This window comes from Sphingobacterium sp. UBA7855, from assembly GCA_002500745.1.
Lineage (GTDB): Bacteria > Bacteroidota > Bacteroidia > Sphingobacteriales > Sphingobacteriaceae > Sphingobacterium.
On record DLST01000016.1, the window covers coordinates 140,876 to 153,688 of the forward strand.

A 12,813-nucleotide genomic window follows, 5' to 3' on the forward strand; every position below is an offset into this window, starting at 1 on the left:
TGTTTAGAATGATTATAAATTGATATTAAAGGTCACAAAATTGTCAGCGATTTATTAATAAATCATACTTTTGTGGCATTGTTAGGGGGGTAGTGGCTCCTTTAACCATGGGAGTTAATTTTTTACATTCACAAATAAATAGTATAAAGTGCTAAATATGAGAACTATCTCATCCGTTTTGGGAAGCCTTGCGAGGGTGGTGTCAACGAGTTTGATGCTATTATTTGCCGTTACGACGTTGCATGCGCAAGATGTCAAGGAAGGTGAAAAAATCTTCAAATCTAAGTGTACATCCTGTCACGCCATTGACAGAAAAGTGGTCGGTCCTGCTTTGAAAGGGATTCCAGAGACGAAAGACGAAGCTTGGTTAATCAAGTGGATCAAGAACTCTCAGGCTTTAATTGCGTCTGGAGATGCTGAGGCGATTAAAATCTTCGAAGAGAACAACAAGCTTGTGATGACTTCTTTTACTGATTTATCTGACGATCAGATCAAGTCGGTATTAGCGTATATCACAGATGCGTCTAAGGAGAAACCGAAAGAGGCTGCTGCTGGTGGCGCTGGAGCTAAAGATGATAACGCGTCTATGTTCATGATTTTGGGCTTGATCGCAGTTGTTGTTTTGGCTGTAGTGGTTATCGTGGTGTTGAATCGTGTGATCCGTACCTTAGAAAATGTAATTGCTAAAAACCAAGAAGCTATTGCTGCTCAACAGGAGCCTGAAGATAGCCAACGTTTTGTGAAGTTTGCGAAAGCATTCGTTAAGAACAAAAAGTTGGTTGGTTTTACGGTATTGATGTTGGTTGCGTTATTAGCTGTAGGCGGTTGGAAAACAATGTGGAACGTTGGTGTTCATCAAGGTTATCAGCCAGTTCAACCAATTAAGTTCTCGCACCAAATCCACGCTGGTGTTAACAAAATTGAGTGTCAATACTGTCACGGTGGAGCATTTAAATCTAAAAATGCGTCTATTCCATCGGCCAACGTATGTATGAACTGTCACAATACAATCACTGCTTCAGAGCATTATGATGGTGAAATTTCTCCGGAAATTGCTAAAATCTACCGTGCATTGGATTGGGATCCTGATACGCGTACTTACGGTAATAATCCGAAGCCAATTCAATGGATTCGTATCCACAACTTGCCTGATTTTGCTTACTTCAATCACTCACAACACGTTGTAGTGGCTGGTGTGGAATGTCAGACTTGTCATGGTCCAATTCAGAATATGGAAGAGGTGTACCAATACTCTCCATTGACGATGAAATGGTGTGTTGATTGTCACAAAAAGACAGATATCAAGTCAGATAATAAGTACTATGAAGATTTGATTAAAGCACACGAAAGAATTAAGAAGGGTGAAAAAATGACTGCAGCCATGATCGGTGGTCTTGAGTGTGGTAAATGTCACTATTAATAATTATTTGAAATACGCAATCTTATATACAGCTTAAATGGATAGCAATAAAAAATATTGGAAAGGTTTGGAAGAGTTAAATCAAACTCCTGCTTTCGTTGAAGGAAGCAAGGGTGAGTTTGCCGAGTCTATTCCTGTAGAAGATGTATTAAATGAAGCTGGCTTGAGCACAAAAACTCCTCGCCGTGACTTCTTGAAAGCATTAGGATTTGGTTTGGGTGCTGTTTCTTTAGCGGCTTGTAACCGTACTCCTGTGCATAAGGCAGTTCCTTATTTGATTAAACCTGAAGAGGTAACTCCAGGTATCCCTAACTACTATGCTTCGACGTTCAACGGTCAAAGTATCTTGGTTAAAACTCGTGAAGGTCGTCCGATCAATGTTGAGCCTAACCCGAATGCAATTGGTTTGAACCAAGGTTTGGATTCAACGACTGCTGCTTCTGTATTGGATTTATATGATGAGTCCAAATTGAAACAGGCACAATTGAAAGGTCAAGATGTGGAGTGGTCTAAATTGGATGGGGAAGTTGTTAAAGCGTTAAATGCTGCGGCGTCTTCTGGTAAACAAATTACGATCGTTTCTAATACGGTAAACAGTCCTTCAACTTTGGCAGCTATTGCTGCTTTCGGAACGAAATTCCCTACGGTTAACCATGTACAATACGATGCTGTATCATACAGCGGTATTATTGAAGCAAATAAAGCTTCTTTTGGTAGAGCAGTGGTTCCTTCTTATAATTTTGAAAATGCAAATGTGATTGTTTCCGTTGCGGCTGATTTCTTAGGAACTTGGTTGGCAGGTGAGGAGCATACACAACAATACGCTAAAAATCGTGACTATAAATCGTTGAAAAACGGAAAAATGTCACGTCACGTGCAGTTTGAATCTGGTCTTTCCATGACGGGTACAAATGCTGACGCTCGTATCGCTATCAAACCTTCGGAAGAGGGTGCTACGTTAATCGCTTTATATAATGCAATTACTGGTCAATCATTGGCTGGAGCAACTGCAAACAAAAAAGCTCAAAAAGGTGTCGCATTAGCGGCTAAAGAATTGGTGAATAGCAAAGGCGCAGCTGTTGTTGTTGCAGGGTCTAATGATGTCAATGTACAGGTGTTGGTTAATGCAATTAACGTTGCATTAGGCGCTTATGGTACCATCATCGACCTGGATAACTATTCTAAACAATACCAAGGTTCGGATTCTTCGTTCCAGGCGTTCTTAGCTGCTGCGAAATCTGGCCAAGTTGGTGTAGCGTTCTTCTTGAACAGCAACCCCGTTTACGATTACTTCAAAGCAGAGGATGTAAAAGCTGCATTGAAGCAGATTCCTTTCACGTTGTCATTCGCGCAGCGTGCGGATGAAACAGCTTCTGAATTGACTGCTATCGCTCCAGCGAGTACTTTCTTAGAGTCTTGGGGTGATTCTAATCCAAAAGAAGGGTTGTATTCAATTATCCAACCAACGATTAATCCTGTTTTCAAGACACGTCAAGTTGAGCAAAGCTTATTGACTTGGGCTGGAAATAATACCGATATGTACAACTTTGTTAAGAACTTGTGGTCTACACAAATCTTAGCAGGTTCTACGAAAAACTGGGATGCTGTATTGCAGACTGGTTTTGAATATAAAGGTGCCAAAGCGGCAACAGCTCCTGCATTTACAGGAAATGCTGCAGCAGCGGCTTCGGCAATTGAAGCATCAGGCAAAGCGATTGCAGGTGAGTTTGAATTGAAACTTTATGAGCCTTCTGCGCTTCGCGATGGTCGTTATGCCAACAATGCTTACTTACAAGAGTTGCCTGACCCGGTTTCTAAAGTAACTTGGGATAACTATGCTGCCCTTAACCCGAAAGATGCTGAGAAGTTAGGATTGGGTGAAGACGGTAAAGTGACTGTAAAAGCAAATGGTGTTGAATTGGAATTGCCGGTTGTACAACAACCTGGACAAGCACAAGGAACGGTTTCCATTGCTGTAGGTTACGGTCGTACAAAAGTAGGTAAAGCAGGTAACGAAGTTGGTAAAAATGCTTTCCCTTTTGCTTCTATCATCAATGGTACTGTGCAAGGTGTTGCAAAAGCAACTGTAGCGAAAGCGTCTGGTACTTACCAATTGGCACAAACACAGACACACCACACGATCGAAGGTCGTAACGTTATTCGTGAGACGACATTTGCGAAATATTTGAAAGATCCTAACTCGGAGGCAGGACGCTTTACAGATAATCACAAAACCTACGATCTGTGGAACAAATACGAGCAACCAGGTCACAAATGGGTGATGGCGATCGACTTGAACGCATGTACAGGGTGTGGTGCTTGTATAGTAGCTTGTAACGTGGAAAATAATATTCCTGTTGTCGGTCGTGATGAGGTTCGCCGTCGTCGTGAGATGCACTGGTTACGTATTGACCGTTATTATACGATCGAAGGAAAAGATCAAGATCTTACGAAAGAGAAGGAAATTGCGAAAGCTTCGGCTGATTTAGATTTCGAAGATGTCACTGTTGTTCACCAACCGATGTTGTGTCAACACTGTGGTCACGCGCCTTGTGAGACGGTTTGTCCAGTATTGGCAACAGTACACTCTTCAGAAGGTTTGAACCATATGGCATATAACCGTTGTTTTGGTACACGTTACTGTGCGAACAACTGTCCTTTCAAAGTGCGTCGTTTCAACTGGTTTGCCTACTGGAATGATTCCCGTTTTGACAACTACTTGAACAATGAGTTCACACAATTGGTATTGAATCCTGATGTTGTTACTCGTTCACGTGGGGTAATGGAGAAATGTTCAATGTGTATCCAACGTATCCAAGCAGGTAAATTGCAAGCTAAGATTGAAAATCGCAAAGTTAAAGATGGCGATATCCAAATGGCTTGTCAACAAGCATGTTCGGCAAATGCAATCATCTTTGGAGATGCCAATGATCCAGCATCAGAAGTATCCAAAGCATTACGCAACGAGCGTGTTTATTACGTACTTGAGGAAATCAATGTTCAACCGGGTATCGGTTATATGACAAAAGTTAGAAACACTTTTGAGGCGTAATCTTGTACAATATTTGAAATAAAAATACTATGTCATCGCATAACGAATCAATATTAAGAGAACCATTAATGACCGGTAAGGACATTACGTATGCAAAAATTACGGATGATATCTTACTACCGGTTGAAAATAAACCAAATAAAGCATGGTGGATTGGTTTTACCGTAGCTGTATTGGGTGCTTTATTATGGGTAGTTAGCGTTAGTTATACCTTTTGGACAGGTATCGGCGCTTGGGGTCTGAATAAAACTGTAGGCTGGGCTTGGGATATCACCGACTTCGTATGGTGGGTAGGTATCGGTCACGCGGGTACGTTGATTTCAGCTGTATTATTAATCTTCCGCCAGAACTGGCGTAATTCAATCAACCGTTCCGCTGAGGCGATGACGATCTTCGCGGTAATCTGTGCGGCGACATACGTTGTTGCTCACATGGGTCGTCCTTGGTTGGCGTATTGGATTTTCCCACTTCCAAATCAATTTGGATCACTTTGGGTAAACTTTAACTCTCCTTTGGTATGGGATGCATTCGCGATCTCGACTTACTTCACCGTATCCTTGGTATTCTGGTACTGTGGTTTGTTGCCGGATATCGCGACAATTCGTGACCGTGCTACTGGATTAAAACAAAAAATCTATTCGGTATTATCATTCGGATGGAATGGTTCGGTTAAGACTTGGCAACGTTTTGAAATCGTGTCATTGATCTTGGCTGGTATTTCCACGCCGTTGGTACTTTCTGTACACACAATCGTATCCATGGACTTTGCCACTTCGGTTATCCCTGGATGGCACACGACGATCTTCCCTCCATATTTCGTGGCAGGTGCGATCTTCTCTGGTTTTGCGATGGTACAGACTTTATTGTTGATCTTACGTAAAGTAATGAACTTTGAGAACTACATCACGATGTTCCACATTGAGTCGATGAATATCATTATCATGACAACAGGTTCTATCGTAGGTGTGGCTTATTTGACTGAGTTGTTTATCGCCATGTACTCTCGTTCAGAATACGAAATGTATGCGTTCGAGAACCGTATGTTGGGTCCATACGCCTGGGCTTACTGGTCGATGATGACGTGTAACGTAATTTCTCCACAGTTATTCTGGTTCAAAAAAATCCGTACAAGTATTCCGATCTCTTGGATCTTATCGATTGTTGTAAACATCGGTATGTGGTTTGAACGTTTTGTAATTATCGTGACTTCATTGCACCGTGATTACTTACCTTCATCTTGGGCAATGTTCTACCCAACTTGGACAGACGTAGGGATCTTTGTAGGTTCGATTGGACTTTTCTTTACATTGTTCTTGTTGTTCTTACGTTTCTTACCGGGTATTGCTATCGCCGAAGTGAAATTGTTGTTGAAATCATCTTCATTACAACATAAAACTAAGTTGGCTCAAGAAGGTGCATTCCCTGACGAACAAGTGAAGTACTTCCAAGAATCATTGGAGAAATATGATTCAGTGACAGAAGAAGAGATTAAAGAATTATCAGTTAGAAAATAATCAGCAATGAGCAATACAAAATATATATTAGGTAGTTTTGCGGATCCCGATGATATGATGCATGGGATCGACAAATTGCAAGCAAACAATATAAGTATTTACGACTGCTTTACTCCGATGCCTATTCACGGTATCGAGGCAAAGCTGGGTGTGAAACCTTCTCGCTTGCCTATCGCAGCATTTTGCTTTGGAGCATTAGGAACGACATTAGGTTTTAGTTTGTTGTATTATACAATGGCGTACGATTGGCCGATGAATATCGGTGGTAAGCCATCTTTTGGTATGCCGAACTTTGTTCCGGTTACGTTTGAGGTTACGATTTTATTGTGTGCTTTGGGTATGGTTGCTACATTCTTCTTCCGTAACCACTTATTCCCTGGACGTGCACCTCGTGTAATGGACTTGAGAGCAACAGATGACCGTTTCATCCTTGCAGTAGATGCCAATGAAAATACAGATCACGCTTTGATCGATAGCTTATTGAAAGAAGCTGGTGCTGTTGAAGTTAAGTACAATGATAGAAAATATGTTAGCTATGAATAAGAAGAATTTACTTGGAACGCTTTGCGCCGCTGTGGCATTGACAGCACTTGTTTCTTCTTGTGGTGACAAAACAACTCGTAGTACAGGTTTAGAGTTTTCTCGTAACATGTACGATCCGCTTGCTTTCAATCCGGATCAACCTAATGCGAATTTTGCTGATGGTAAAACAGCACAAACACCTCCTAAAGGTACAGATCCTATCGGTTTTACTCGTTTTGAGTATGCCAATACATTAGAGGATTATGAGCGTGCCGGAAGAGAAGTAAAAAGTCCTTTGGTCGTAAATGCCGAAAATCTTGAAAAAGGTAAAGCTTTGTTCACTACGTATTGCTCTGTATGCCATGGTGTAGAGGGTAAAGGTGATGGTCCTATCACCAAAGATCGTAGCGTGACAGATTCAAGAGGTACCCGTCAATTAGAGAACTTTCCGCCGCCACCATCTTATCAGCGCACAGATGCGGCGAACTCTTCACGAGGTGGTTTGATGGCTGACTTGACTGATGGTAAAATTTACCATACAATTTATTACGGACACAACTCCATGGGATCACATGCGTCTCAATTATCTCCAGAGGAGAGATGGAAAGTTGTTATGTATGTTCACGAATTACAAAAGAAATAATCTAACATCAGATATATAAATGGGAACTCACAGTCATCATCACGATTATAATTTCAACGAGCGATACGAGTTTGCTGGCAAAGCTAAAATGTTCAGTATGATCGCTGTTGTACTAGGTATAGCTGCTGTAGCTATTGGGTTGCTTTCGGGCGATCACGTTACTGTAGAGCGTACTTATGCCAACTTGTTATTGATGGGTTATTACTTTACATGTGTATGCGCAGCTGGAACATTCTTTGTTGCCTTGCAATATGTGACCCAATCTGCATGGTCTGCAGGTTTGGTACGTATACCTCAGGCTATGGCGAGTGTTTTACCAATTGCTTCATTGATTTTATTGGTTATTGTAGGTTTAGGTTTAACTACACATAATTTATATCATCACTGGAATGCAGACGGTATCACTGATCCGCATAGTACAAATTATGACCCTATCATCGCAGGTAAGTCTGCTTATTTAAATGTTCCATTCTTCTTGATCCGTCAAGTAGTATTTATGGGTACATATAGCATATTTGCAGTTATTTTTGCGAAGCTTTCTTATAAGGAAGATTTGGAAGGCGGATTGGCTTCTTATAAAAAGTCATTCAAATTGTCAGCAATCTTCTTGGTTATTTTCGGTTTTACCACGCCTATCTGGTCTTTCGATACCGTGATGTCTTTAGAAGCACACTGGTTTTCGACGATGTTCGGATGGTATAACTTTGCAGCAATGTGGGTAAGTGGTATTTCATGTATTACCATCATTGTTGTTGTATTGAAAAAAGCGGGTTATATGAACTGGGTAAACGAAAATCATTTGCACGATTTGGGTAAATTGATGTTCGGTTTCTCGATCTTCTGGACTTACGTCTGGTTTGCGCAATTCATGTTAATTTGGTATTCAAATATGCCAGAGGAAACAGTTTATTTCTACAAACGTTGGGAACCGGAATACAAACCTTGGTTTTGGTTAAGTATTATCATTAACTTTGTGGCACCTTTGTTATTGTTGGTAGACCGCGATGCGAAACGTAAACAAAATGTCATGTTGTTCGTCGGTATTCTATTATTGGCTGGTCACTGGCTTGATTATTACATCATGATTATGCCAGGTACGGTAGCAGAGCACAGAGGATTTGGTGTCATTGAAATCGGAACTGCGCTTGGTTTCTTAGGTTTGTTCACTTTCTTAGTGTTTAGCAAATTAAGCAAGCAGGCATTGGTGCCTAAAAATCATCCTTTGTTGGACGAGAGTTTGCATCACCAAATATAGTTTCACTTTTAAAGGAAGGTTACGTAAAAAACGTTATAAAAGAAATGAGCTTTAAATTAAATAATAGATTCAAATCCATCTCGGGTTTTGTGCTTGCTCTAGGGTTGCTTTTTGCAAATCCTATCCTGGCGAGTCAACAAGATACAGTAGCATCTGATTCTGCAAAAGTGGCAACTACAGCGTTAGCGGCCCCTGCAGCGACGGATTCGGTTGCAAAAGATACAACAGCGGCAGCAGGTACTGCTGCTGTTGCATCTACTAGTTCTGGTACAGAAGCTAGTGCAGCTGCTCCTGCTGTTGAAGAAGTGAAGCAGATAGACCCTCAGGTTTATAAAAACTTCACATATTATGTGTTGTTGTTCTTAGTTATCTGTACAGTGGTTGCCGTAATTGGCAAAGTACTTTCGATCTATGAACTGACAAGAAAAATGAACGGTAAATATAATCCGTTTGCGAATAACACATTTCAATCGTCATTGTTATTCATTTTCTTGGTCGTATTTCTTTATGGTGTGTATTGGTCCTATGTACATTGGGGAGCAGCTTATTGGCGCTCAGCAGTGACGGAGCATGGCGAGCGTATTGATACCATGTTTATCATTACGACAGCGATCACAACATTTGTATTGGTTATTACACACATTCTGTTGCTGACGTTTACATTTTTGTACCGTATGCGGGCAAAACGTCAAGCTTACTATTACCCTCATAACAATGCAATCGAGAAATTGTGGACAATTGTCCCTGCTGTCGTATTGACAGTATTGGTACTGTTTGGTTTCTTTACGTGGAGATCGATCACAAATATTCCTGAAGATCTTCAAAAGTCAGCATTACAGGTTGAGGTTCTTGGTGAGCAGTTTCAATGGAATGTTCGTTATGCTGGTTCAGATGGCATTATTGGTAAACGTAATTATAAAATGACGACGCCAACTAATCCATACGGTATTGATTTTAATGATAAAAATTCTTGGGATGATATTCAAGGATCTGAAATTTGGTTGCCTGTCAATAAACCTGTACGTTTCCATATCATTTCAAAAGATATTATTCACTCTTTCTACATTCCGGATTTCCGCGTTCAGATCAATGCGGTACCAGGGATGACCAACTATTTCCAATTCACACCTACTGTAACGACAGAAGAGATGCGCGACCGTTTGGGTGATTATAACTATGACTTCGTCATGTTGTGTAATAAGATCTGTGGATCTGGTCACTACAATATGCAGAAGAAAGTTGTTGTCGTAACAGAGGAGAAATATAAAGAATGGTTAGCTAAACAAAATAAATATTTTACTGAGGATTTGCAAAAAGAGTTCAGTGGAAAAACAGCTAACGTGAAAAAGGATAGTGTACAAGTTACAGCATCTTTGAACTAATTAAGAATTTTTGAATATAAAATCGAATATGTCAAGTACAGTAATATCGCATAGCGCTGAACATCACGATTCGCACGGCCATCATCACGAGGAGTCGTTCATCAGAAAGTATATCTTCTCGGGTGACCACAAGATGATTGCTAAGCAATTCTTGATCACTGGTATCATCATGGCAGTTTTTGCGATGCTTTTATCAGTATTATTCCGTATCCAATTAGCATGGCCGGATAAAGAGTTCCCTATATTAGAAGTATTCTTAGGTAAGTGGGCTGAAGGTGGTCGTATAAAACCGGAGTTTTTCCTTTCCTTGGTAACCATTCACGGTACCGTAATGGTATTCTTCGTATTGACGGCTGGTCTATCAGGTACTTTTAGTAACTTATTGATTCCATATCAAATCGGAGCACGCGATATGGCATCTCCTTTTATGAACATGTTGTCCTACTGGTTGTTCTTTGTAGCATCGGTAATTATGGTTGCATCGTTTTTCGTAGAAAGTGGACCTGCTTCTGCTGGTTGGACAATCTACCCGCCGCTATCGGCTGTTCCTACCGCTATCGCTGGATCTGCAACAGGTATGACCCTGTGGTTGGTGAGTATGGTTTTATTTGTAGCTTCACAGTTGATCGGTGGTATTAACTATGTAAGTACAATTTTGAACATGCGTACAAAGGGTATGGACTTATGGAAAATGCCTTTGACAATCTGGGCGTTCTTCTTAACTGCTATCGTGGGTATGTTGTCATTCCCGGTATTGGTTTCAGCAGTTGTTCTTCTGATTTTTGACCGTGCTGCTGGTACGTCATTCTATTTATCTGATCTTGTTGTTCAAGGACAGATTTTGCCAAACGAAGGTGGATCTCCAATTTTGTTCCAGCACTTGTTCTGGTTCTTAGGTCACCCTGAGGTATATATCGTTGTTATGCCAGCTTTGGGTTTAACATCTGAGGTTATTGCTACAAACTCTCGTAAACCAATCTTCGGTTACCATGCCATGGTTTATTCGTTAATCGGTATCACTGTATTATCGTTTATCGTATGGGGGCACCACATGTTTGTAACGGGTATGAATCCTTTCTTGGGTGGTGTATTTATGATTACCACACTGATTATCGCAGTTCCTTCTGCTGTAAAAGCATTTAACTACCTTGCAACATTGTGGAAAGGTAATATCCGTTTCACTCCTGCAATGATGTTTGCTATCGGTTTGGTATCCTTCTTTATCTCTGGTGGTTTGACAGGATTGTTCCTAGGTAATGCAGCGTTAGATATCAACTTACACGATACGTATTTTGTTGTTGCCCACTTCCACTTGGTAATGGGATCGGCGTCAATCTTCGGTATGCTTTGTGGTGTTTACCACTGGTATCCTAAGATGTTCGGTCGTATGATGAACACAAAATTAGGTTATTTACACTTTTGGTTGACTTTCATAGGTGCTTATCTGGTATTTTTCCCAATGCACTTTATGGGTATTGATGGTGTTCCCCGCCGGTACTATGCATTTACAGAATTTGCTTTCATGGCGAAGTGGGTTTCTGTAAATAAATTGGTTACTTGGGCTGCGATTATCGCTGCCTTAGGTCAGGTAGCATTCTTATGGAATTTCTTCACATCGATTTTCTTCGGTAAAAAGGCGCCTCAAAACCCTTGGCACTCGAATACATTGGAATGGACTACTCCGGTAGAACATATTCATGGTAACTGGCCAGGTGAGATTCCAACTGTGCACCGTTGGCCTTACGATTACAGTAAGCCGGGTCATAGTGAGGATTTTATTCCTCAAGATGTTCCTTTCTCTGAAACCATGAGTTCTAACTTGGCTCATGATTTTGAAGGAGATGAAGAAGCTGAGCGCATCCAATCAGAATGGAATGCTCAAAATGGTAGAAAAGACTAATAGAATCTTATTAATAGAGTAGGAGCGATCCTACTCTATTTTATAGAAGTTTGTATTTTTTAAGAGGTAGGGGTAATATTATGTTTCCAGCAGCGGAGAAGCGATTTATAAAGACCAATTTTATAACGATCATTGTGTTGTTTTTGGTCATTGTTGCTGGAGGAGTGGTTCGGAGTACAGGGTCAGGTATGGGATGCCCAGATTGGCCAAAATGTTTTAACCGTATTATTCCTCCCACAGATATTTCTCAATTACCTCAAGGATATGAACAGCATTATATTGAAGGAAGAGCAAAGAAGAACGAACGTTTCGCGAAGATTGTAGAATTTTTCGGGGATAAGGAAATGGCTTACAAACTCCGTACCGATAAGAGTATTTTGCAGCATGAAGAGTTTAATGTCGCAAAGACCTGGACGGAATATATTAATCGGTTGGTTGGTGTTGTTTCTGGATTTTGTTTGTTACTGACAGCGATTTATTCTTTCACCTATTTAAAATTACGAAGTTCGATCGTTGTATGGTCAGTGATCAATCTTTTTGTTGTAGTCCTTCAGGCGTGGTTAGGATCAATTGTTGTATCGACTAATTTAATGCCTTGGATTATTACAGTGCATATGCTTTTGGCTATTGTAATTGTTTGCATTAGTATTTATACTTATTTCAAAGCGGTTACATTACGAAACAAAAGCCTACTGGTCAATCGTTCTTTGGGTATATTAAAAGGACTTGCTATAGCTTCTATTTTACTGATGCTAACACAAGTGATTGTCGGTACGGGTGTTCGGGAAGAGGTTGATATGTTAACTGGTTCCACAGTAGCCCGAACTGATTTTATAACGACTATCGGCCAACAGTTTGAATTACATCGCTGGTTGGCATATTGTTCTTTGATTTTAGTTATCGTATTATTCTTTTTGGTCCGCACAAGTTTTAATTCGGGATCTAAGCAATATAAGTTTGCTTTGATTGCACTAATTCTAGTGGGTATCCAAATGCTATCAGGAATTATTTTAGCTCGATTTGCAATACCTGCCTTTGCACAGACAACACATTTGGTGGTGGCTACGCTCTTATTTGGAGCGCAGTTTTACTTGTTGTTATTGTTAAATAAGCAACGGCACTAAT

At 40.5% G+C, this 12,813-nt stretch carries 9 protein-coding genes; all 9 read left to right on the top strand.

Features of this window, described 5'->3' with window-relative positions; all coding sequences use genetic code 11:
• The first annotated feature begins 157 nt into the window (after positions 1-157).
• Positions 158-1,420: a cytochrome c3 family protein gene (locus B2107_RS14340; RefSeq protein ID WP_293956350.1), complete on the top strand. Its 1,263-nt coding sequence runs from the start codon at positions 158-160 to the stop codon at positions 1,418-1,420.
• A 37-nt stretch (positions 1,421-1,457) separates the two neighbouring features.
• Positions 1,458-4,472 carry a TAT-variant-translocated molybdopterin oxidoreductase gene (locus B2107_RS14345; protein ID WP_293956351.1) on the top strand — a complete coding sequence of 1,005 codons (3,015 nt, stop codon included), beginning with the start codon at positions 1,458-1,460 and terminating at the stop codon, positions 4,470-4,472.
• A 29-nt stretch (positions 4,473-4,501) separates the two neighbouring features.
• Positions 4,502-5,986 carry an NrfD/PsrC family molybdoenzyme membrane anchor subunit gene (nrfD, locus tag B2107_RS14350; RefSeq protein WP_209578659.1) on the top strand — a complete coding sequence of 495 codons (1,485 nt, stop codon included), beginning with the start codon at positions 4,502-4,504 and terminating at the stop codon, positions 5,984-5,986.
• Between the two features lie 6 nt (positions 5,987-5,992).
• Positions 5,993-6,529: a DUF3341 domain-containing protein gene (locus B2107_RS14355; RefSeq protein WP_293956352.1), complete on the top strand. Its 537-nt coding sequence runs from the start codon at positions 5,993-5,995 to the stop codon at positions 6,527-6,529.
• Entirely contained in the window at positions 6,513-7,151 is a 639-nt protein-coding gene (locus B2107_RS14360; RefSeq protein ID WP_409529476.1) for a c-type cytochrome, read from the top strand. The genes B2107_RS14355 and B2107_RS14360 overlap by 17 nt, the downstream gene beginning before the upstream one ends.
• A gap of 19 nt (positions 7,152-7,170) precedes the next feature.
• Positions 7,171-8,406: a quinol:cytochrome C oxidoreductase gene (locus B2107_RS14365; protein ID WP_293956354.1), complete on the top strand. Its 1,236-nt coding sequence runs from the start codon at positions 7,171-7,173 to the stop codon at positions 8,404-8,406.
• 44 nt (positions 8,407-8,450) lie between these two features.
• A complete protein-coding gene (locus B2107_RS14370; protein ID WP_293956355.1) occupies positions 8,451-9,788 on the top strand; it encodes a cytochrome c oxidase subunit II in 1,338 nt (445 codons plus the stop codon).
• Positions 9,789-9,816: 28 nt separating this feature from the next.
• Complete coding sequence (locus B2107_RS14375) at positions 9,817-11,688, top strand: cytochrome c oxidase subunit I (protein ID WP_293956356.1); 1,872 nt, start codon at positions 9,817-9,819, stop codon at positions 11,686-11,688.
• 80 nt (positions 11,689-11,768) lie between these two features.
• Positions 11,769-12,812, top strand: a complete 1,044-nt coding sequence (locus B2107_RS14380) for a COX15/CtaA family protein (RefSeq protein ID WP_293956357.1) — start codon at positions 11,769-11,771, stop codon at positions 12,810-12,812.
• The last annotated feature ends 1 nt before the right edge of the window (position 12,813 follow it).